The sequence below is a fragment of the Streptomyces sp. NPDC051320 genome, from assembly GCF_040682175.1.
Taxonomy (GTDB): Bacteria; Actinomycetota; Actinomycetes; order Streptomycetales; family Streptomycetaceae; genus Streptomyces.
This window is the reverse complement of record NZ_JBFBAL010000003.1, coordinates 347,918-369,679: the sequence shown is the minus strand read 5'-3', so window position 1 is coordinate 369,679 and position 21,762 is coordinate 347,918. Positions and strand designations below refer to the sequence as shown.

At 69.3% G+C, this 21,762-nt stretch carries 20 protein-coding genes; 12 read left to right on the top strand and 8 right to left on the bottom strand.

Features of this window, described 5'->3' with window-relative positions:
* Positions 1–65: 65 nt before the first annotated feature.
* The gene (locus tag AB0M87_RS09310) at positions 66–1,451 is read right to left on the bottom strand and encodes an MFS transporter (protein WP_365851296.1); all 1,386 of its coding nucleotides are present in this window, start codon (positions 1,449–1,451) and stop codon (positions 66–68) included.
* A 179-nt stretch (positions 1,452–1,630) separates the two neighbouring features.
* Between AB0M87_RS09310 and AB0M87_RS09305 the strand changes: the two genes are divergently transcribed.
* The gene (locus AB0M87_RS09305) at positions 1,631–2,590 is read left to right on the top strand and encodes a 2-hydroxyacid dehydrogenase (protein WP_365851295.1); all 960 of its coding nucleotides are present in this window, start codon (positions 1,631–1,633) and stop codon (positions 2,588–2,590) included.
* Between the two features lie 123 nt (positions 2,591–2,713).
* Here the strand turns inward: AB0M87_RS09305 and AB0M87_RS09300 are convergent, their stop codons facing one another.
* Positions 2,714–5,851 carry a GH92 family glycosyl hydrolase gene (locus tag AB0M87_RS09300; RefSeq protein ID WP_365851294.1) on the bottom strand — a complete coding sequence of 1,046 codons (3,138 nt, stop codon included), beginning with the start codon at positions 5,849–5,851 and terminating at the stop codon, positions 2,714–2,716.
* 375 nt (positions 5,852–6,226) lie between these two features.
* Between AB0M87_RS09300 and AB0M87_RS09295 the strand changes: the two genes are divergently transcribed.
* Positions 6,227–7,246, top strand: a complete 1,020-nt coding sequence (locus AB0M87_RS09295) for a LacI family DNA-binding transcriptional regulator (RefSeq protein WP_365851293.1) — start codon at positions 6,227–6,229, stop codon at positions 7,244–7,246.
* Positions 7,247–7,367: 121 nt separating this feature from the next.
* Entirely contained in the window at positions 7,368–7,577 is a 210-nt protein-coding gene (locus AB0M87_RS09290; RefSeq protein WP_365851292.1) for a hypothetical protein, read from the top strand.
* A 21-nt stretch (positions 7,578–7,598) separates the two neighbouring features.
* Here AB0M87_RS09290 and AB0M87_RS09285 read toward each other — a convergent pair whose 3' ends face one another.
* The 5 genes from AB0M87_RS09285 to AB0M87_RS09265 form a co-directional block, all read right to left on the bottom strand.
* A complete protein-coding gene (locus AB0M87_RS09285; RefSeq protein WP_365851291.1) occupies positions 7,599–8,150 on the bottom strand; it encodes a DUF488 domain-containing protein in 552 nt (183 codons plus the stop codon).
* Positions 8,151–8,472: 322 nt separating this feature from the next.
* Positions 8,473–9,828 (bottom strand): GH1 family beta-glucosidase, encoded by a 1,356-nt coding sequence (locus AB0M87_RS09280; protein ID WP_365851290.1) that lies wholly within the window; start codon positions 9,826–9,828, stop codon positions 8,473–8,475.
* 65 nt (positions 9,829–9,893) lie between these two features.
* Positions 9,894–10,766, bottom strand: a complete 873-nt coding sequence (locus tag AB0M87_RS09275; RefSeq protein ID WP_365851289.1) for a carbohydrate ABC transporter permease — start codon at positions 10,764–10,766, stop codon at positions 9,894–9,896.
* Complete coding sequence (locus tag AB0M87_RS09270; RefSeq protein ID WP_365851288.1) at positions 10,759–11,763, bottom strand: sugar ABC transporter permease; 1,005 nt, start codon at positions 11,761–11,763, stop codon at positions 10,759–10,761. Before AB0M87_RS09270 ends, AB0M87_RS09275 begins: the two co-directional genes overlap by 8 nt.
* An 11-nt stretch (positions 11,764–11,774) precedes the next feature.
* Positions 11,775–13,094, bottom strand: coding sequence for an extracellular solute-binding protein (locus tag AB0M87_RS09265; protein ID WP_365851287.1), 1,320 nt, complete (start codon positions 13,092–13,094; stop codon positions 11,775–11,777).
* A 142-nt stretch (positions 13,095–13,236) separates the two neighbouring features.
* On the opposite strand from AB0M87_RS09265, the gene AB0M87_RS09260 reads away from it, so the two are divergent.
* Both AB0M87_RS09260 and AB0M87_RS09255 read left to right on the top strand, forming a co-directional pair.
* A complete protein-coding gene (locus AB0M87_RS09260; protein ID WP_365851285.1) occupies positions 13,237–14,565 on the top strand; it encodes an ROK family transcriptional regulator in 1,329 nt (442 codons plus the stop codon).
* Positions 14,566–14,703: 138 nt separating this feature from the next.
* On the top strand, positions 14,704–15,546 hold the full coding sequence (locus AB0M87_RS09255; RefSeq protein ID WP_365851284.1) for a DUF1206 domain-containing protein: 843 nt from the start codon (positions 14,704–14,706) through the stop codon (positions 15,544–15,546).
* A gap of 26 nt (positions 15,547–15,572) precedes the next feature.
* Here AB0M87_RS09255 and AB0M87_RS09250 read toward each other — a convergent pair whose 3' ends face one another.
* Positions 15,573–15,905, bottom strand: a complete 333-nt coding sequence (locus AB0M87_RS09250) for a cupin domain-containing protein (RefSeq protein ID WP_365851283.1) — start codon at positions 15,903–15,905, stop codon at positions 15,573–15,575.
* A gap of 442 nt (positions 15,906–16,347) precedes the next feature.
* On the opposite strand from AB0M87_RS09250, the gene AB0M87_RS09245 reads away from it, so the two are divergent.
* The 7 genes from AB0M87_RS09245 to mmuM all read left to right on the top strand — a co-directional run bounded on the left by AB0M87_RS09245 (position 16,348) and on the right by mmuM (position 21,759).
* A complete protein-coding gene (locus AB0M87_RS09245) occupies positions 16,348–17,220 on the top strand; it encodes an ABC transporter substrate-binding protein (protein ID WP_365851282.1) in 873 nt (290 codons plus the stop codon).
* 111 nt (positions 17,221–17,331) lie between these two features.
* Positions 17,332–17,730, top strand: a complete 399-nt coding sequence (locus tag AB0M87_RS09240; RefSeq protein ID WP_365851281.1) for a cell division protein SepF — start codon at positions 17,332–17,334, stop codon at positions 17,728–17,730.
* Positions 17,731–17,785: 55 nt separating this feature from the next.
* Positions 17,786–18,910, top strand: coding sequence for an ATP-binding protein (locus AB0M87_RS09235; protein WP_365851280.1), 1,125 nt, complete (start codon positions 17,786–17,788; stop codon positions 18,908–18,910).
* Positions 18,907–19,257 carry a nucleotide pyrophosphohydrolase gene (locus tag AB0M87_RS09230; protein ID WP_365851279.1) on the top strand — a complete coding sequence of 117 codons (351 nt, stop codon included), beginning with the start codon at positions 18,907–18,909 and terminating at the stop codon, positions 19,255–19,257. Before AB0M87_RS09235 ends, AB0M87_RS09230 begins: the two co-directional genes overlap by 4 nt.
* A gap of 122 nt (positions 19,258–19,379) precedes the next feature.
* On the top strand, positions 19,380–19,841 hold the full coding sequence (locus AB0M87_RS09225) for a DUF6099 family protein (protein ID WP_365851278.1): 462 nt from the start codon (positions 19,380–19,382) through the stop codon (positions 19,839–19,841).
* A gap of 66 nt (positions 19,842–19,907) precedes the next feature.
* Positions 19,908–20,828 carry an LLM class F420-dependent oxidoreductase gene (locus AB0M87_RS09220; RefSeq protein ID WP_365851277.1) on the top strand — a complete coding sequence of 307 codons (921 nt, stop codon included), beginning with the start codon at positions 19,908–19,910 and terminating at the stop codon, positions 20,826–20,828.
* 28 nt (positions 20,829–20,856) lie between these two features.
* Positions 20,857–21,759, top strand: coding sequence for a homocysteine S-methyltransferase (gene mmuM / locus AB0M87_RS09215; RefSeq protein WP_365851276.1), 903 nt, complete (start codon positions 20,857–20,859; stop codon positions 21,757–21,759).
* The last annotated feature ends 3 nt before the right edge of the window (positions 21,760–21,762 follow it).

The following is a 21,762-nucleotide window of genomic DNA, read 5'->3' as shown; positions in this document are numbered from 1 at the left end:
CGCCTTCTCTCTCGTGCTCCCGATCCGCCATGTCGCGGTCCATTCCCTCGCGCCGCGGGGCGCGGTCAGCCATGGGCGCCGTCGGCCGGGGCCCGATTCGGCGTGAATCGCCCCACCTTAGCGGCAGCGAGGCCGTCGGCATCCGGCAGGCGCGGTTCGCGGACGGTGAGCATGAGCGCGGCGGAGATCAGGGTGCACACGGCCATGAAGGCGAACGCCCCCGCATCGCCGAGTGAGGTGCCGCGGACCCAGCCCACCAGGTAGGTACCGGCGAACGACCCGAGCGCACCGAGCGAGTTGACCAGGGCGACCGCCGCACCGGAAACCCCGGCCGGAGCCAGCTCCGAGACCAGGGCGAAATACGGACCGTACGGCGCGTACATGCAGAGCCCGGCGACGATCAGGAGGGTGAAAGCGAGCGGGAAGTCCGAGCCCGCCGCGTAACTGCACCCCAGCGCCACCGCGCCCGCGGCGAGCCACGGCCAGACGGCGATGCGGCGGCGGCCGCTGCGGTCGGAGAAGCGGGAGTTGAGCAGCATGGCCACGGCGGCGAACGCGTAGGGCACGGCGGTCAGCAGGCCGGTGGCGCCGATGCCCGCACCGGAGCCGTCCTTGACGATGGCCGGCAGCCAGAAGATGAAGCCGTACATGCCGAAGGACCAGAAGAAGTACTGCGCGGCCAGCACCAGTACCGGACGTGCGCGCAGCACCTTGCGGTACTCGTCAGCGGTGGTCGCGCCCGTTCGCGGGGCCCCGCCGGACGTGCGCTGGTCGGACGTGCGCTGCTCGGCCGCGAGCGAAGTCTCCAGCGTGGCGCGCTCTTCCGGGGCCAGCCACCGGGCGTCCGCAGGGCGGTCCTTGATCAGCCGCAGACAGAGCAGCCCCCAGATGACGGAGGGCACGCCTTCCAGGATGAACATCAGCCGCCAGTCGGACACCGAGATCAGCCAGCCGGAAAAGGCCGACAGCCACATGACGGTGATCGGGTTGCCGAGGATGAGCAGGGTGTTCGCCCGGCCGCGCTCACGCTTGCTGAACCAGCGGCCGAGCAGCATCACCATCGACGGCAGTACCGCTCCCTCCACCATGCCGAGGGCGAAGCGCACCGCGATCAGCTGGCCGGGGCTGCTCAGCACGCCCTGCAGGACGGCGAGCATGCCCCACACCACGGTGCAGGAGGCGACCAGGCGCCGGGCGCTGCGCTGCTCGGCGTAGATCGTGCCGGGGATCTGGAAAAGGAAGTAGCCGAGGAAGAACGACGCGGCGATGAGCGAGTCGAGCCCGGCCGACAGGTGCAAGGTGTCGGCCATGCCACCGGCGGAGGCGATCGAGTAGTTCGATTTGTCCAGGTAAGCCAGCGAGTACGTCACGAACGCGACCGGCATCAGATGGCGGGCCCGGGACGAGGACCAGAAGCCGCTCCCGGACCGGGTGGCTGACATCGTCGTCATCGCCACACCCTCTCTTTTCCGTGTGATGGAAAGTGTTTCACTTGGCGGGAAGGACGTTACGAGGCGGGCCGGACCCGGTCAATGGTTTGGGACGAGGCGCCGCTCACGAATGTCCTAGGCCAGGGGGCGGCGAACCGCCGCCCAGCACCCCCGCAGTCCCCGCACGAAGGTGAGCAGCCATGACCGACGCCGCGCCCAGCACTGCCGCAGACCCCGCCGTTGACGTCCTGCTGCCGTGGCCGGATTTGGACCACCGGCACGGTGCCTGGCCCGCCGGCGTCCGCGTGCACGTCTGGGACGGGCTGACTCCACCGGACGACCTGCCGGACGAGGCCCTGCGCCGGGTCGGCCTGTGGGTGATGCCGTACGCGGTGCCCGGCTGCGAGGTACTGCTTCCGCGGCTGCCCGCACTCCGCGCTGTGCAGTCGCTGAGCGCGGGCGTCGAGAAGCTCGTGCCGCGGGTGCCCGAGGGTGTCTCCGTGCACAATGGCCGTTCCCTGCACGACGCCAGTACGGCCGAACACGCCCTCGGCCTGATCCTCGCCGCCCAGCGCGAGCTGCCACGCTGGCTCGCCGACCAGGCTGCCGGGCGATGGGACCCGCATTTCACGCGTTCACTCGCGGACTGCCGCGTCGCCGTCGTCGGCCACGGCTCGATCGGCCGGGCGGTGGAGCGCCGGCTGCTGGCCTGCGAGACCGAGGTGATCCGCGTCGCCCGGCGAGCTCGCCCGGCGGAGCACGTGCGGGGGGTGAGCGAGCTGACGGAGCTGCTGACCGACGTGGACATCGTCGTCCTGACGCTGCCGGAAAACGCCTCCACGGTGGGGATGTTCGGCGCCGCCGAACTCGCGGCGCTGCCGAACGACGCGCTCGTGGTCAACGTCGGCCGCGGCCGGACACTCGACACCGATGCCCTGCTCCCGGAGGTCGCCTCCGGCCGCCTGCGCGCCGCACTCGACGTCACGGACCCCGAGCCGCTGCCGGCCGACCACCCGTTGCGCACCGCACCCGGCGTACTGATCACTCCGCACGTGGCAGGGGGCTCGGCGTCTTTCCGGCCGCGTGCGGAGCGGTTGGTGGCCGACCAGGTACGGCGGTTCGCGGCCGGGGAACCGCTGCGGAACCGTTTCACGGGGTGAACGGCCGCGGAGCGGACCGTCCGGACGTCGCGCCCTCGGTCCTCCCGGTACAGGCGATCCAGGCCGATCGCCGGTGAGCGGCCGCCGTCGGGCTCGGCGGCCGCCTGACTTGTCGGAGTGCGGTCAGCTGCCGTAGACCTCCAGTTCGTAGATCCGCGCCGCGGGATCGGTGTTCTGGGCCGGCGTGATCACACTCAGCCGGACGTAACGCGCCGCAGTGGTCACGGTGTTGGTTGTGGTCTCGGCGGAGTTGCCGCGGATCTGCGCCGCCGTGGTCCAGTTGCTGCCGTCGGTCGAGGTGCTGATGTCGAAGTCCTTGGTGTCCCAGGACGCGTTCTCACCACCCGCGCCCGCGTGCCGGACGGTGACCGAGGACAGTGCGTGGGCTGCGCCGAGGTCCACCTGAAGTGTCTTCGTACCCGAGGCCGTCGAGCACCACTTGTCGGAATTGCCGCCCGTGTAGCTGCCGTTGACCGCCTTGTCGGCGGTCTCCGCGGTGTTGCAGGAGGCGGATCCCGTGGCGGGGTGGCCCACCGCCAGGTCGTCCGCGCCGCCGTACACCTGGAACTCATAGATCCGGGCAGCGCCATCACCCCCCGTGTTCGTGGGGGACGAAATGTCCAGCCGCACATAGCGCGCCTGGCGTGGCGCGACCGCGTGGAAGGTGCGGCTGGCGCGCGATCCGGAGACCGTGACGGCGGTCGACCAGTTGCTGCCGTCGGTGCTGGTCCGGATCTGGAACGCGGCGGTGTTCCAGGCGGTGTTCTCACCCCCGAGGCCGGCGTGCTCGACCACGAACGAGGAGACGGTCCGAGTCGATCCCAGGTCGACCTGCAGTGACGGATTCGCGTCCTTGGAGCACCACTTGCTGTTGTTCTTCAGGGTGCCGTCCACGGCCTTGTCACCGGATTCCGAAGCCGCGCAGGGTGTGGAGCTCGTCACCGGTTTGCCCCGGGCGAGGTCGGTGCCCAGTTCGGGGGCGGCCGGGACCGGGGTGGCGCCGTCCTGGAACGAGGGCGGCACATCGGACGCGCCGGTGCCCCAGGTCGCGCTCGGCGTGGCACCCATGGTGTAGTCGATGGTGGCGCCACCGGCCACGTCCGGGTACCGCAGATAGGTGTGACTGGTGGAAGTTCCGTCCAGCTTCAGGGCCTGTACGTAGCCGCCGCTGCCCGAGGAGTTGATGGTGATGTTCCCACCGGGCCGCTGCAGCAGTACCGAGGGGAACTGAGGTCCGTTGACCGCGAGGGTGTCCGCGCCCGGCGTCGCCGGATACATCCCGAGCGCCGCCCACACGTACCAGGCCGATGTGGCACCGAGGTCGTCATTGCCCGGCAGACCGCCCGCGCCGGTGGTGTACGACTCGGTCATCACCTTGCGTACGGCGTCCGAGGCGCCCGCCGGGTCGCGGGCGAAGTCGTACGCCCAGGGCACGCCGTGCTCCGGCTCGTTGCCGATGTAGTAGTACGGCAGGCTCTGTCCGGCGTTGACCTGGGTGAAGTGGTGGTCGAGCCGCTGCACCGCGGTCTGGCTGCCGCCCATCGAGTTGATCAGGTCGGTGAAGTCGTACGGCACCATCCAGGTGTACTGCGCCGCGTTGCCCTCGGTGAAGTTGCTCTGGCTCGCCGGGTCGAGCGGCCAGCTCCAGCTGCCGTCGGAGTTCCGTGGCTGCACATAGCCGGAATCGGCGCCGTAGGTGCTGCGCCACCACTGGGCCCGGGCCATGTGGGTCGTGTAACTGCCGGTGTCACCGAGCGCCTTGGCGAACCGGGCCACGGCGAAGTCGGACGCGGAGTACTCCAGCGAGTCCGAAGGGGACCCGGGGATGTAGTGGTGGCTGGTGTACGTCGACTGGTTGCCGCGGATAGGAGATCCCTGCGCGGTACCGCCGTTGGACGCCTTCTCCATCAGTGACAGCGCCGACGAGGTGTCGAAGTCCCGCACCCCGAAGGCGTACATGCTGCTGATGATGATCGGTCCCGGATCGCCGGTCATCACGAAGTCCTCGCTGGTCTGCTGTGACCACTTGGGCAGCAGACCGCCCTGCTGCCCGTCGAGAACCATGGATTTGGCGATGTCGGCGGCCTCGGTCGGCGCGATCAGGGCGATCAGCGCCGCCCAGGAGCGGTAGATGTCCCAGCCGGAGTAGTTCTGGTAGACGGGGTGCGAGGAGTTGTGGACCGCGCCGTCGAAGCCCCGGTAGTCGCCGTTGACGTCGCTGGAGACGTTCGGGCTCTGGAAGACGTGGTAGAGCGAGGTGTAGAACTTCCGCAGGTCGGCGGCCGCGCCCCCGGTCACCTGCGCCCGGTTGAGGACGCTGTTCCAGGAGGCGTCGGCCGCGGTGCGCACCACGCCGAAGTCCCAGCCGCTGTTCTCCGCCGTGAGGTTCGCCTTCGCGCCGTCCACGCTCACATAGCTGAGGCCGATCTTGAATTGGACGGTCGCGGAACTGCTGGTGTCGAAGGTGACGTAAGCACCCGTGTTGGTGCCGTTCGCGCTCGACGAGCCCGAGTCGATGGTGGCGCCGGACCACGTGCCGTGGCCGGTCGGTGTGCGGTCGAAGCGCAGGTCGAAGTAGATCTGGTAGGTCTTCGACGAGCCGCAGAAGCCGCCCGCGGTGACGCTTCCGGTGATCTCGGAGCCGTTGACGTCCACCGAGCCCGAGCGGTTGCCGGTCGCGCTGCGGCCGGTGTTGATGAGCAGCCGGGACGAGGTGGACGAGGGATACACCAGCCGTCCCATACCGGTGCGGGTGGTGGCGGTCAGCTCGACGTCGGTGGAGTACTTGTCGAGGCGGTTCTTGTAGTAGCCGGGGGACGCCGTCTCGTTGGACTTGGTGTAACCCGACGCGTAGCTCGTCCAGTTGCTGCCGGGGGACGAGCTCAGCGCACCGGTGACCGGTAGCAGCGGCAGATCCTCGTTGTTCGGGCAGCCGGCGCCGTCGAAGTGGGTGAGGCTGAAGTCCTCGATGGTCTTGTCGGAGTACCGGTAGCCGGAGGGGGAGGCCGTCGGTGTGTCGGGACTGAACTGCACCCCGCCGAAGGGCACTACCGCCCCCGGATAGGTGCTGCCGCCCGCGCCGCCGCCCACCGGGTTGGGCGCGTTGCTGTCGTCGGTGCCGACGAAGGGATCGGCGTACTGGGTCAGGGGCAGCGTCGCCGCATGAGCCGGGGCCGCGGCGAGACCGCCGATGCCCAGGGTGGCCAGCAGGAGGGAGCTGACCGCGCCGGCGGTTCGGGATCTGAGCACAGGAGGGAGCACGGAGGACCACACCTTCTCGCGGTGGCCGCCCGTGGTGGATGTCGTACGCGCGGCCTGGGGTGGGGGGCTGCTCTGAGCGCGTGTGAACGTTACCAACTCGAGGAAAGTGTTGACGCGTACCTGACTGCTTGTCAAGGTATCTACCAGCGGCACGAGTTGGTTCGATGGCGGCGGAAGAAGGTCCGCCAGACTCACGGGGCAGTCGACAGCAGATGGGATCGTTACCAAGAAACGGAAGAAACTCCCGGTGGACGTACGGCGACGCATGACCATTCCGGCCGGTGGTGAATACTCCTATCGGGCGGTGTGCTGGGCCGGTGAGATCGCCCGGGAGACGCATCGGCCGAGGCAGCTGCCGGGAGGATGTTGACGGTGATGTCCGTGAAGCGCCCGACGATGAAGGACGTGGCCCGCGCGGCGGGGGTCAGTCCGATGACGGTCTCGCGTGTCGTTTCGGGCGAGCCGGGGGTCTCGCCGGGCACCGCGGCCAAGGTGGGGCAGGCGGTGCGCAAGCTGGGCTATCAGCGCAATGACACCGCGCGTCACCTGCGCCAGAAGAACCTCGGCACCTCCACGATCGCGCTCGTCGTCGATGATCTCGCCAACCCCTTCTATGCCCTCATGGCCCGCTCCGTCGAGGACGAGGCGCACCGCCGGGGATATGTCGTCCTCGTCGGCAGTACGAACGACGAGCCGGCGCGCGAGCGCGACATCATCGCTGCCTTCACGGCCCGTCAGGTGGACGGGATGATCATAGTTCCCACCATCGGTGGACACGGCTTCCTCAAGCAGCCCATGGCGGGCGGCACACACGTAGTCTGCGTCGACCGCCCTGCCAAGGGACTCGCCGTCGACACCGTCACCGTCGACAACCGGGCAGGGGCCGAGCGCGCCGTCACCCATCTGATCGGTCACGGGCACAGGCGCATCGCCTACCTCGGTGACCGCTTCGACATCTGGACCCAGACCGAGCGGTACGCCGGCTACCTCGACGCACTCGCCGCCCACGAGATCCCGCAGGACCTCTCGCTGGTCCGCCACGAACTGCGCTCGCCGCACCGCGCGCGGGCCGCCCTGGCCGGGCTGCGCGCCCTGGCCGACCCGCCGACCGCCCTGTTCACCAGCAACGACATCATCACCATGGGGGTGCTCGACGGTCTTGACGATCCCACCCCGCCGGCCATCGTCGGCTTCGACGACCTGCCGCTCGCCGAACGGCTCAGCCCTCCGCTCACCGTGGTCAGCCAGGACCCGGTCGCTCTCGGCGGTACCGCCGCCAACCTGCTGTTCGCCCGCATAGCGGGAGACCGCTCCGCGCCCCGCTCGGTGGTGCTGCTGACCCGTTTCATCGTGCGCGGCTCCGCCGAGTTCCGGGGGCGGTCGACGGGCGGTTAGGTGGGCAGGTGCAGCCCTTCGGACGGTGGCACCGGGACGGGACGGCATGCCTTCCGGTACCGCATGTGTAAGCGTCGGCGAGCGGGAAACCCGCGCCACTGGCATGACGAAGGAGGTAGCCATGAACGACAAGGCCCAAGACCCGCGCCCGACCGGTTCCGAAGCACCCGCGAAGGCTGCGGAGGAGCTGGAGGCCGAGCGGCGGCGGGCGCACTGGCGGCTCATCGAGGCGGAGTCGCCGAGCGGTACCGCGCTACGGGAGCAGGCCGAGGAAGACCTGCCCGATGAGGTCGAAGAGGAAGGGAAGAAGACCGGTAAGGACTATGTGTGAGGTGCCGCGCGGCCGGTCGGCCTAGGTGCCGGACGCAGCGGCCGCTTCGTCGTCGTAGACGAGCAGGCCGTCGTCGCGCAGCCGTGCGCCGGGCGTCGGCCGGTGCGGGGTGAGCCTGCCGTCGTGCATCAGGTGCAGGGCCGGCACGCCGCGGGCCAGGACCGCGAAGTCGGCAATGATCCGCCGGTGGCAGCGCCACCAGACGCTCTCCCCGCACATCACCGCGGTCCTCGTACCGGCTGCCTCCGCCAGCAGCCGGTCCATCGCGGCGAGGAAGTGCGGGTCACGGGTGTAGCCGGCATACCCCCGGAAGGAATCGTTGCGCCATACGACGTCGGGGGAGTCGGGCGCGGTCCTACGGAAGCCGCCCAGGTCCTTCTCCCTCCGGTAGTCGATCCCGTACTCGGGCAGCCAGGCCCGGAGCCGCTCCCGGCCCACGTCGGGGTTGTGCCGGCTGCCCGGTGCGGTGCGCACATCGACCACCGCGGCGACCTGCGCGCCGCGCAGCAGACCGGCCAGCTGTTCGCGGTCCGCGGTGCCATGACCGACGGTGATCAGCGCGGGAGGGGACATACCTCCAGATTGACCCGTCGGACCGGACAACGCACGGGGGAATGCCCGTCCCGAGCCCCGGTGTTCGACTTGAGCCGCGGCTGCGCGAACCTCGGCATGCGCGAAAACCGGCAGTCACCGCACCGATCGGAGTGAGGGAGCTCAGCCGTCGAACGTGCTCGCAACGCCGCCGTCCTCGACGAGGTGGCGCGGCTCGCGGTCAGCGGCCCCCTGCGGACGTGGAACGCCGAGCCCCCGAAGGGGTGGGCGCGGTCGCGAGGGAACCCCGGGCAAACCGGTCAGGCGTCTGCCCGGGGCTCCCGGCGCGGCGATCCGGGCGGGTTCAGGCCGCCCGGCGGCCGCGCCGGCGTGCGGAGCGGACGATGTCCGCGTAGTGGTGACCGCTCGTCTTGATGGTGCGGCGCTGGGTCGGATAATCGACGTGCACCAGACCGAAGCGCTTCTCGTAGCCGTACGCCCACTCGAAATTGTCGAGCAGTGACCAGGCGAAGTACCCGGCGAGCGGCACACCACGGCGGGTGGCGCGGACGCAGGCGGCCAGGTGCTCATCGAGGTACTGGGAGCGCTCCGGGTCGTCGACCGAGTGGTCGGCGCGGACCACGTCGGGGTAGGCGGAGCCGTTCTCCGTGACGTAGATCATTTCCGGGCCGTAGTCCTCGGTGAGCCGCAGCAGGATGTTCTCCAGGCCGTCTGCGTTGACCTCCCAGTCCATCGCCGTGTGCCGCGCACCCGGCAGATAGACCTGCTTGGCCTGCGGCAGCGGACCCGTCGGGTCGTCCGTGACGACATTGCGGAAGTAGTAGTTCACGCCGAGCCAGTCGAGCGGAGCGGCGATGGTGTCCAGGTCTCCGGACCGGGTCGGCAGGTCGACGCCGTAGAGGTCGACCATGTCCTGCGGATAGCCGCGGCCGTGGATCGGGTCGAGCCACCAGCGGTTGGTGTGCCCGTCGGCGCGGACGGCTGCGGCCACGTCCTCCGCGCGTTCGGTGGCCGGCTCGCAGGTGGTGATGTTGTTGACGATACCGACCCGGGCCCCGGGCACCGCCGCGCGTATCGCCTGAGTGGCCAGACCGTGGCCCAGATGCAGGTGGTACGAGGTGCGGACGGCCGCCGTGATGTCGGTGAGGCCGGGCGCCATCCGGCCTTCGAGGTGGCCGATCCACGACGAGCAGAGTGGCTCGTTGAGCGTCGTCCAGTCCTTCACCCGGTCACCGAGCCGCTCGGCGACCACGGCCGCGTACGCGGCGAAGTGCTCGGCGGTCTCGCGGGCCGGCCAGCCGCCACGGTCCTGCAGGACCTGGGGCAGGTCCCAGTGATAAAGGGTCGGGAAGGGCGTGATGCCCGCTTCGAGCAGGTCGTCGACCAACTCGTCGTAGAAGGCGAGGCCCTTGTCGTTGACCGGTCCGTCGCCGCCGGGCACCACCCGCGGCCAGGCGACGGAGAACCGGTAGGCGTCGACCCCGAGCTGCTTCATCAGCTCGATGTCCTCGCTCCGGCGGTGGTAGTGGTCGCAGGCCACATCACCGTTGTCGTTGTTGTCGATCCTGCCGGGGGTGTGCGAGAAGGTGTCCCAGATGGAGGGCGACCGGCCGTCCTCGGCCACGGCTCCCTCGATCTGGTAAGCGGCAGTGGCTACGCCCCAGGTGAAGTCGGCGGGAAGGGAGTGGAAGTCGTTCACGGACGGACTGCCTTTCTGATGCGCTGTTCGGTGCGGTGCCCTGTGTGGTACCGGCGAAGCCACGGTCACTTGACGGCGCCGGCGGTGAGCCCGGCGACGAGGTATCGCTGGAGGAGCAGGAAGCCGACGACCACCGGCACGCTGACGACGAGGGAGGCGGCCATGATCTGGTTCCAGTACACGTCGTTCAGCGTCGAGTAGCCCTGCAGTCCCACGGCGAGCGTCCTGGTGTTGTCGTTCGTCATGACCGAGGCGAAGAGGACTTCGCCCCACGCCGTCATGAACGCGTAGAGAGTGACGGCGATGATGCCGGGGGTCGCCGCCGGAACGACGACTCTGAAGAGCGCTCCGATCGGTCCGCAGCCGTCCACCATGGCCGCCTCGTCCAGATCCTTGGGGATCGAGTCGAAGTACCCGATCAGCATCCAGATCGAGAACGGCAGCGAGAAGGTCAGATAGGTGAGGATCAGGCCACCGCGTGAGCCGTAGAGGTCGATGCCCGTCGACTTCCCGATGTTGACGAAGATCAGGAACAGCGGGAGCAGGAAGAGGATGCCGGGGAACATCTGGGTGGAGAGCACGGTGACCGTGAAGACCCGCTTGCCGCGGAAGCGGTAGCGGCTCACCGCGTACGCCGCGAAGATCGCCACCACTACCGAGCAGATGCTCGCCGCGCCCGCCACGATCAGCGAGTTGAGGAAGTACCGGGCGAGCGGGATGGTGCTCCAGATGTCGATGTACGGGCGGATGGAGAACCCGTGCGGGAGCCAGCTGAACTTGCCCGAGACGTCGGAGAGCGGCTTCAGCGAGCTGCTGAGCATCACGTAGACCGGAATGAGTGTGAAGAGCGTGATCAGTGTGAGCACGATGCGCCGGGTCCAGATGAAGGACGGCGGCGGTGCGGTGGGCGACCGGCGGACGTGGGCGGGGCTAGACATCGGAAGGTTTCCTTCCGCGTGAGGTGAAGATCAGATAAGCGGCCGTCACGACGAGCAGGAACAACAGCAGGAGCACGGACATGGCGGAGCCGCTACCGAAGTTCCACGTGTCGAACGAGGACTGGTAGATGTGGATGGAGATCAGGTCCGCGGCCTCCGGCGCCGACCTGCCGAACAGCACGTACGGCGTGTTGAAGTCGTTGAAGGTCCAGAGGAAGAGGACCAGGACCAGGACCTGATTGACCGCGCGCAGCGACGGCATGGTGATCCTGCGCATCTGCTGCCACAGTCCGGCGCCGTCGATCGACGCTGCCTCGTACAGCTCACGGGGGATGTTCTGCAGGGCGGCCATCACCATCAGGAAGGCGAACGGCCAGGACTTCCAGATGGCGACGATGACCAGTGCGTAGAAGCTGTTGTCGCCGATCAGCCAGAACGACGGTTTGTCGGTGATGCCCAGCTGGTCGTGCAGGACATGGTTCACCAGGCCGTTGTCGTGCTGGAACATGAAGGCCCAGGTGATGATGGCGGCATAGGCCGGCAGGGCGTACGGGACGAGGAAGACCGTCCGCAGGAAGCCCCGGCCGCGGAAGTCCTCCTGCATGAGGATCGCCGTTCCCGTGCCGATCAGCCAGGAGAGGCCGACGGAGAGCAGGGTGAACCCCACCGTGACGTAGAAGGAGTGCAGCAGGGCCTTGCCGATGGGGGCGTTGAAATCGACGGCGACCTTGAAGTTGTGCAGCCCGGTCCACGGAGCATCGCTCCAGTTGCGGATGAAGAACTGGGTGAGTCCGCGGAAGCTCATCACGATGCCGATGGCCATCGGCAGGATGTGGATGAGGAGTTCCAGCACGAGGGCGGGAAGCAGCAGCAGATAGGGCAGGCCGCCCCGGCGGATCCGGTCCGGGATGCGCGGGAGTCTCCGCGCGACCCCGGACCTCAGAACGTCGTCGCCGGCCGGGGGCGGTACCTGTGAGGTGGTATCGGTGGCCGTCATGGTTCAGTCCCTCACTGCGTCATCTGCTGCTGGGCCTTGGTGAGCGCGGCCTTGACGGACTCGGTCGTGATGGCCTTACCGGCTGCGGCGTCCGCCCACAGGCCCTTGATGGCGGTGCCGACGGTCGTCTCGAACTGCGACTCCGATGCCACCTGTGGCAGCGGCGCCGCGCTGTTCGTGAGGGTGTCCTTGAGGACCTTCACACCGGGGGAGTTGAAGGCCGGGTCCGACTGCGCGGCGGTGACCGGCGGGACCGATCCGTACGCTTTGTTGAGGATCTGCTGCTCGTCGGTGCTGGTCATGAACTTGACGAACTGCAGCGCACCCTTGGTGTTCTTGGTGTTCTTGAAGACGGCCATGTTGATGCCGGCCACCATCGAGTCGACCTGCTTGCCCTGGCCGGGGGTGCCGGACTGGACCGGGACGGGCGCAGCCCCCCAGTCCTCGGGTTTCATGCCCTGCGAGGCGAAGGTGGATGCCGCGGCCTGCCACAGCACCATCGCGGTCTTGCCCTTGGAGAAGTCGCTGAGCGACTGGTTCTGGGCGTACTCGGCGTTGCCGGGCGCGATGATCTTGTCCTTGCCCATGAAGTCGACGTACTGCTTCACCGCGGCGACGGCCCCCGGAGAGGTGAAGGTCGGCTTGCCGGAGGCGTCGAAGAAGTCGGCACCGTGCTGTTTGGCGAGCACGAAGGCCTGGTGGATGTTGTTGGACAGGTTGCCGCCCTCGGCGCCCAGACCCCACTTGCCGCTGGTGCCGTTCTTGGAGATCTTCCGGCCGTCGGCGACCAACTCGTCCCAGGTGGCGGGGGGCTTCGATATGCCCGCGTCGGCGAACATCTTCTTGTTGTAGTAGAGCGCGTAGGACAGCGAGTACAGCGGGACGGCGGACGGGTCCTTGTCTTCGGCGCCCGCGGACGCCACGGCGGCGTCGACGAACCTGTCGCGGCCGCCGATCGCGTCGAAGTTCTTCTTGTCCCAGGGCAGCAGTGCGCCGGTGGCCTGCAAGGAGGCCGACCAGGTGTTGCCGATGTTGAGCACATCCGGTCCCTGGCCGGAGGTCGTGGCCGCCAGGATGCGCTTGAGCAGGTCGGCCCACGGCACCACCTCGAGCTTGACCTTGATACCGGTCTGCTTCTCGAACTTCTGCAGCTCGGGTGTGAGGATCTTCTTGTCCGCCGGGATGTTCGGCCCCTGGTTGGATGCCCAGTACGTGAGCGTCTTGGGGGACTCGTTGCTACCGCCGGCTTCGCTGCCTCCGCCGCACGCGGTGGCTCCGGCGAGGGTGGAGACAGTGACGACCACTGCTGCTGCGGCTCTGATTCTGCGCATGTTCGTTGGCCCCTTCCCGGGGAGGGCTGCGTTCAGTGTTCGAACAGCCTTCATGGCTTAATCCAGATCGTGAGTTAAGTAGTAAGGGAAGTTCGCGTCAAGGCCTCCGGCGAGGGTATGTTGCAACCGAGGAAGGAGTCACATGGCTGAACAGAGCAGGCGAACCGTGCGTGACCTGCGGCGGGGCAACCGCGCCGAAGTTCTGCAACGTTTGTATTTCGAGGGCCCGCTCAGCCGTCAGGAGCTCGGTGTCACCACCGGGCTGAGCTCGGGATCCATCAGCAATGTCGTTGCGGAGCTCGCCACCGAGGGCCTCCTCGAGGAAGCCGGAATCGTTGATTCGGAGGGCGGCCGCCCGCGTACCCTGCTCCGGGTCGCGCCCGGCAGCGGCTACCTCATCGGCATCGACGTGGGCGAGACCCGGGTCCGAGTCGAGCTCTTCGATCTGGCCCTGACCGAACTCGCGCGTACCGACCGGCCGTTGATCCACCACGGTTACGACGTGGGCTGGGTCGTCGCCCACATCCGCGACGCCGTCGCCGATGTGCTGCGGGAAGCGGACATCGAGACGGACCGGCTGGTGGGCGTGGGAGTCGGCGTGCCGGGGATCGTCGACCGGAGCGACCCGGACGGTGTCGTGGTGCACGGCCAGACGGTCGGCTGGGACGCCGTACCGCTGGAGGCCATGCTGCGCGACTGCGCCGAACTCCCTTCCGACGTGCCGTTCTTCATCGACAACGGCGCCAAGACACTGGGCCAGGCCGAGATGTGGTTCGGCGGCGGACGTGGCGTCAGCGATGCCGTCGTCGTGCTGTTCGGATCCGGTGTCAGCGCGTGCGTGGTGGTCGACGGCACGCTCTACGGAGGCGCCCAGAGCCGCGCCATCGAGTGGGGCCACACCACCGTGCGCGTGGGCGGACGCCGCTGCCGCTGCGGATCGCCGGGCTGTCTGGAGGCGTACGTCGGGGCCGAGGCCATTCGCGAGCGCTGGCTGGAGACCGGCAGGCCACCCGCATCGACCGACGAGGAGACGGCGCTGGCCACCCTGCTGGCCGCCGCGGTCCCCGCCGAAGGCGGGCCGCCTACCGACGACGCTGCCGCGCGGCTCCTCGACGAGACCGCCGAATACCTCGGCGCCGGCATCGCCGATCTGGTCAATCTCTTCCGCCCCGAACGCATCCTGATCGGTGGCTGGGCCGGGCTGCTGCTGGGGCCCGCGCTGTTGCCGGCGGTGCGCCGCTATGCGACGCAGTACGCGATGCGTCATCCGGCCGAGCGCGTCACCATCGAGCTGGGCCGGCTCGGCGCCGACGCGGTCACCCGGGGCGCCGCCACGCTGCCACTGGCCGACTTCTTCGCCCGTGGCGGCAGGCGCCGCCGACAGGAGGAACCGGACGCGGCAGGTGGCGTCGCGGCCAAACCGGACGGGCGGAGCTGGCGGCCGGTCGTGATCGATCGGAGGCCCGGCTGAACAGCATGCGCGCCGCGCCGCGCCCGCCGGCCGACCGCGTTCCCGGCGTGCACCCGCGCCGGGCACCACCGCAGGGCGACCGGTGTTCCTGCGGGGGAACCACGTGTTCCTGCCCGTGAACAGGGCAGCCGAAGAGCTATGACAACCCGTTCAGTGGCATTCAGCGGTAAGGGCCGGGCCAGACGCACCGCCAACGGTCCGGTGGTGGAAGCGGGGGCGCGTGCCGGCTTCGTCGCTCGCGGCCTGATCTACGTACTGGTCGGCGTGCTGGCCCTGCGTATCGCGTTCTCCGACGGCGGAGGACAACAGGCTGACCGCGGTGGCGCGATCGCTGAGATCGCTCACAAGCCCTTCGGAAGCGCCCTGTTGTGGCTGCTCGGGGCGGCTCTGGCGGGAATGGCGCTCTGGCGGCTCTCCGAGGCGTTCTTCGGGCAGTCGGGACAGGACGGCGGCAAGGCGCGTAAGCGGACCTTGGCCGCGGGGCGCGCTGTCTTCTACGCTTTCGTCTCGTACTCCGTGCTGTCGTATGCGGCCGGGGACAAGAACAGCGGCAGCGGGTCGAGCGACCACCGCTCCAATGATGTGACGGCTGAAGTGCTGGGCTGGCCGGCCGGTCAGTGGATCGTCGGGGCCGCCGGAGTCGCCGTGGTGTGTGCCGGGCTGTGGATTGCCGCGCGCGCCTTGATGCGTAAATATCGCAAGCGTCTGAAAATGGCGGAGATGTCGCGGCGCACCCGCCGGGCCGTCGACTGCTTGGGAGTCGCCGGGGGTACGGCCCGGGGCATTGTCTTCGCCACCGCAGGGGGCTTCGCCATCGCCGCGGCGGTGCAGCGTGAGCCGGGCAAGGCCAAGGGCATGGACGATACGCTGCGGTCCTTCACCGAAACACCGGCCGGCCCCTGGCTGCTGGGGCTGATCGCACTGGGGCTGGCGGCGTTCGGGGTGTTCTCCTGGGCGAGCGCCCGCTGGCGCAAGGTCTGAGCCGGCGGGCGGGGGCCCGATCGGCGTCAGAGCAGCTTGGCGACCGTCAGCAGTACCGCGGAATCCTCCAGCGCTTCCAGGCCGTGCCGGCTGTCGGGCACGATGATCAGGTCTCCCTGCCGGCCCTCCCACGACAGTTCGCCCGCCGTCAGCCGCACCCGTCCCTGCAGGACCTGCACGGTCGCCTCGCCGGGATTCTCGTGCTCGGCGAGCCGGGAACCTCTGGTCATTCCGATCACCGTCTGGCGCAGCACCTTCTCATGACCGCCGTAGACGGTGTCCGCGGTGTGGCCGCCCCCGGCGGCAGCCGCCAGTTCCATCTGCTGGCGGGCCAGGGCATCGAGCGAAAATCGTTGCATGAGACCAGTCTCGCCCACGACCCCCCTGAACCACGTGGAAGGACCGCCTGAATCCTCTCAGCGTGCCGGGACCGGACCTGCCGACCGCCCGGTCCGGTGGCCGCCGGCCTTGCGGACGACCAGGCCGATGACCATTGAGTTGACCACCGCCGCCCGGGCGAGCAGCTCGAAGACGCCCGGGCCCTCGATCCCCTAGCAGGAAGAGCAGGCCGGTCGGTGCGGTGAAACATGATCGGCTCGACACCGGCGAACGAGGCGTCCTGATGCGGGACGAACGCGGTGTCCACCGCTACCCGGATCAGCAGGCCGGCGGCGATCCGGCCCCACGGTTCCCTGCCGGACGGCAGCAGTGCCCGAATGGTCCCGTCGGGAGCTGGGCAGGTACCGGTGTGCACCGTGCGGACAGACGGACGGTGCACACCTGGAGGGGGTGCATCACGTCATGCAGGAGATCGCGTGGCAGTTCACCGACGACCGCGGTCAGTTGTCGGCGGCGGGCCGGCCGCCCACCCGTCTGGTCGCCTACATACAGGCCGGGGCGACGCTCCGGGAGCTCGGCAGGGCGCCGGTGGCGGTCTTCGGCTCGCTGCACGACGGCGCGCTGCCCGACCCGGCGAAGGCGGGCTCGCTGTCGTTCGACCGGACCGGGTATCTGGGGGCCGGCGGTGATCTGGGCCTGGAGACCCTGCTGAGCGGGGGGACCGAACTGGTGGTGGCCGTCAGCTACGGCGGGGGACAGGTCTACGGGCTGGATCCGGACACCGCCAAACACCTCGAGGGACATGTCCCCGTGGTGGTCATCGATGTCGGCCGGTCGCGCACCATGAGCGGAATCAACGCACGGTTCGACGCGCTGGCGCGCTCGCTCGGTGCCGGAGAGGACCCGGAGGCGGGCCGGCTGCTGGCCGGCGCGCAGCGGCAACTGAGCGCTACCGGCCCCTCGCGGCCGACGGTTCTGGCCCTTTCGCCCGCCGGGCCTGACCAGGTGCACCTCGCCCGCCCCGGTGGCTGGCCGCAGTTGGCCGATCTGACGGAGCGAGGCGTCAACATGGTGCAGCCGCCCGAGGGGGCCGGAGCGAACTGGGCCACCGTCAGCTGGAGCCGGGCCGCGGCGCTGCGGCCCGAGGTCGTGCTTGTCGACGTCCGGTCCAATGCCACGCCGCTCGCCGAGCTCGGCGCGAATCCGGACTGGCGGTCCATCGAGAGCGGTGCGGAAGTGGTGCCGTGGAACCCGGAAGCACCCTGTACCGATCGAGCTCATGCCCGGTTTATCACCTCGGTCGCGGAGGCGATGGCGCGCGTGGGCACCCGGTGAATCCGCGGTAACCGAGCTGATCAAGGTATAGACCGTGTCGGTGTTGGGCTGAACGGGTGAGTGGCGTCAGAATTGGCTGATGCAGATAGAGAGCCCAACCGAGGTGGTCCGGTGAGCAGGTACGACAGGTACGACGTCACCGACGAACAGTGGGAGGGGCTCGCCCAGGTCGTTCCGTTGCGTGGCCGTAATGAATGGCCGTCGCGAGTCGACCACGAGACGATCCCCAACGACTACGCGGAGAGCGAGCAGCGCCGCTTCGTCGTGCTGCGCGTCCAGGTCTTCGCGGACGCCCGTGAAGTCGCGCAGTACCTCATCGCGCAGGTCCCCGTGCTGCTCGACCTGACGGGTGCGGAGACCGAAGTGGCCAAGCGCATCCTGGACTTCAGCAGCGGCGTGGTCTTCGGTCTCGGCAGCGGGATGCACCGAGTGGACAAGAACGTCTTCCTGCTGGCTCCGGTGGGCACCGAAGTGGAGGGCATCGCGGCGGCGGCCGTCCCCCGATCGTAGGAAGGTCGGAAGGCGGAACGGTTCATCACTCCGGTGCCCGCATACGGTCCGGAGCATGGATGCATCCCCAGCACGCCCGACCGTCACCCAACTGCGGCTCTCCGCCTTCAAGTCGCACCGGCGCGCCGCTTTCCCGCTCGCTCCCCTGACGCTTTTCGCGGGAGCGAGCGGGAGCGGCAAGTCGAGTGTCCTCGAGGTGTACGAGGCACTGGCGCGGCTCGGCGCCGGGGATGAACTCGGTGAGGTCTTCGACGATCCGGCCGGCTGCATTCCGGAGCAGGCGGACGCGGACGCTCAGGGGCGGCGGGGATTCAGGATCGGCTGCACCGTCGACGGCCCGGCAGGCCCGGTGGAACTCGATCTCGCCGTCCAGGCGGAGCCCGGACTGCGCATCGTCGGCGAACGTCTGACGGCGGGCGGCAAGCTGCTGCTCTCCACGGCGCTGCGTGATCCGGGGCGCTCGACGGTGCAGGCCGCCTGGCACACCGCGGGCAACGTCCCGGTCACCCGGGCTCCGCTGCCCGACGACCGGCTCGGCACCGCACTCCTCCCGCTGCGCGTCGCGGGCAGGACCGAGGGCCAGCGGCAGGTGCTGGCCGCGGCCGAGCAGGTGGTGGTCGCGCTGCGGTCGGTGTTCGCCTGTGATCCGCAGCCGCAGCGGATGCGCCGTCCGGCGAGGGTGGGGGAGGGGCGGCTGCGGCGCGGCTGTGACAACCTCGCCGAGGTGCTCTACCGGACCCAGTCCGAATGCGCGATCCGGCACAAGCAGTTGGTCGCCGCGGCCCGGGCGGGATGCTCGGGACCGGTGGACGCGGTGCAGGCCGAGGAACTCTTGAACGGGACCGTACAGGCGGTGCTCGGCCGGGGCGACCGGTCGGCGACCCCGGTCGGCCGACTCGGCGAGGGCGAGCTGCGGTATCTGGCACTCGCACTGGTGCTGCTCACCGGGCCCGGCGTGCTGGCGGTGGACCCGGCCGGTGAGGTGCCCCCGGCGATGCAGTCACTCACCGTCCTTGCCGACGGGTTCGACCGCTCGCTGGACGGGCGGCAGACGCGGGAGCTGGTGGCGCTGGCGGCGGCGATCTGCGGCCAGGGCCATATCCGCGTGGTGGGGACGGCGGCGCACAACTCGTCGGCCCGCGAGGTGGCGGGCGCCACGGTGGTAGACCTGAGCGCGTGACGGAACTGGATGTGGCGCGACTGCAGCGTCGACTGGCCGAGTTCGCCGCGGCGCGGGACTGGGAGCAGTACCACACGCCGAAGAATCTGGTGGCGGCGCTGAGCGTCGAGGCGGCGGAGCTGCTGGAGATCTTTCAGTGGCTGACCCCCGAGCAGTCTGCGCGGGTGATGGACGATCCCGGGACCGCACACCGGGTGCGGGACGAGGTCGCCGATGTGCTGGCCTATCTGCTGCAGTTCTGCGAGGTGCTGGAGATCGATGTACTTGGGGCACTTTCTGTCAAAATCGACCGTAATGAGAAGAGGTTTCCGGCGAAAGACACCGACGATCGTCACTCTCCGGAGTGAGTGAGTTATCAACAACCGGCTGCGAGTCCACAGATTTGCGAATTCCCCTGGCTTTTGGGACTTCCTGACCTCACTCTGGGTAATGGAAAGAGAGACGGAAAGTCCTATGAACGGGGGCCGGGATGGACGGGGTGCGGCTCGTCGCGATCAGCCGGGACGCTCTGGCGCGCAGTCTGCCGGAGCTGGGCACCATGGTGGAGGCCTGGCAGGCGCAGGCGCTCGCTCAGGCCTTGGGCGGGCATCTGGCGCTGCGGGGTCCGCCGGAGCTGCGGGCGGAGGCCCGGGCGCTGGGTGAGGCGGGTGGCAGGGGCTGCGGGGGGTCCGAACTTCCGACGCCGCAGGGCGGGCGGATACGCGCCGCCCAGCTGACCGAGGTCGCCGACGTCCATGCCGTGTTGACCGAGCTCGGGGTGCTGTTGGGAGAAGTGAGCATTGCCCTGGTCGGCGTCGCGTGCGGCACGGACGACGAGGGCGTCTACTGGCAGTGCATCGAGGCCATGGACGCAGCTGACGAGTCGGGCGACCGGGTGCGGGGGATGCTGCGCAGACTGGAGGCGCGGGACGCGGAGAGGTCGCGGGGCTGATGCGGCTCCGGGACGGCGGGCGATGCGAGGGCCGTCGGGTCGCAGGTGAAGGTGCAGGATGGATGCATGGATCTTCGAATCTTCACCGAGCCCCAGCAAGGGGCGAGCTATGACACGCTGCTGACCGTCGCCAAGGCCACCGAGGACCTCGGCTTTGATGCCTTCTACCGCTCCGACCACTATCTGCACATGGGGCCGGGGGACGGGCTGCCCGGCCCGACCGATGCCTGGATCACCCTGGCCGGACTCGCTCGTGAGACCAAGCGGATCCGGCTCGGCACCCTGATGACCGCCGGCACCTTCCGGCTGCCGGGTGTCCTGGCCATCCAGGTGGCGCAGGTGGACCAGATGTCGGGTGGCCGGGTCGAACTGGGCCTGGGCGCCGGCTGGTTCGAGGACGAGCACCGGGCGTACGGAATCCCCTTCCCGAAGGAGAAGTTCGGCCGGCTCGAGGAACAACTGGCGATCATCACCGGGCTGTGGGGCACCGAGGTCGGTGAGACGTTCAGCTACGACGGCACCTACTACCAGCTGACCGACTCCCCGGCACTGCCCAAGCCCGCGCAGTCCAGGGTGCCGGTGCTGATCGGCGGACACGGCGCGACCCGTACCCCGCGGCTGGCCGCGCAGTACGCCGATGAGTTCAACATCCCGTTCGCCTCCATCGAGGACAGCGAGCGACAGTTCGGACGGGTGAAGCTGGCGGCCGAGGCAGCCGGCCGGACACGCGATCTGGTGTACTCCAACGCCCTGGTCGTCTGTGTCGGCAAGGACGACGCGGAGGTGGCACGCCGGGCGGCGGTCATCGGACGGGAACCGGCCGAGCTCAAGGCGAACGGCCTTGCTGGCTCGCCCGCCGAGGTCGTCGACAAGATCGGCCGTTACGGGGCCATCGGGGCATCCCGGATCTACCTTCAGGTTCTCGACCTCGGTGATCTCGACCAGCTGGAGCTGATCTCCTCGCAGGTCCTTTCCCAGCTGAAGTAGACGGCCGAAGCAGACGTAGGAGACACCTGTGCAGCCCGTCCGCCCACTCGCCACCGCGCTCGCCGAGCGCACCGTCCTGCTGGACGGGGGCCTGTCCAACCAACTGAGCGCGCAGGGGTGCGATCTGTCCGACGCGCTCTGGTCGGCCCGGTTGCTCGCCGACGATCCGCGGCAGATCGAGGCGGCCCACCGGGCCTACCTCCGGGCGGGTGCACAGGTGCTGATCACGGCGAGTTATCAGGCGACGTTCGAAGGTTTCGAGCGACGCGGAATCACCGGCGGCCAAGCAGCGGCCCTGATCGCCAGCAGCGTCGACCTGGCCCGCGCGGCCGGCGGGTCGGTGGAGCGGGAGGTCTGGATCGCGGCCTCCGTCGGGCCGTACGGCGCGATGCTCGCGGACGGCAGCGAGTACCGCGGGCGGTACGGGCTCTCGGTACGTGAGCTGGAGCTCTTCCACCGGCCGCGTATCGAGGCGCTGGCGGCGGCGGGGCCCGATGTGCTGGCCTTGGAGACCGTCCCCGACACCGACGAGGCGGAGGCGCTGCTGGGTGCGGTCGAGGGGTGCGGGGTCCCGGTTTGGCTGTCGTACAGCATCACGGGAGACCGGACCAGGGCCGGGCAGCCGCTGGCTGATGCCTTCGCGCTCGCCGCAGGCCATGACCAGGTGATCGCCGTAGGGGTGAACTGCTGCGAGCCCCTGGACACGGAGCGGGCGGTGGAGCTCGCCGCAGCCACCGGCAAGCCGGTGGTGGTCTATCCCAACAGCGGCGAGCAGTGGGACGCCCGAGGCCGCAGCTGGCGCGGCGGGTCCACCTACGAGGCAGAACGGGTGCGGCAGTGGGAGGCGGCCGGCGCCCGGCTGGTGGGCGGCTGCTGCCGGGTCGGCCCCGCGGAGATCGCCGAGCTCGCGGAGCTGTTGGCGGCGGGGTGACGG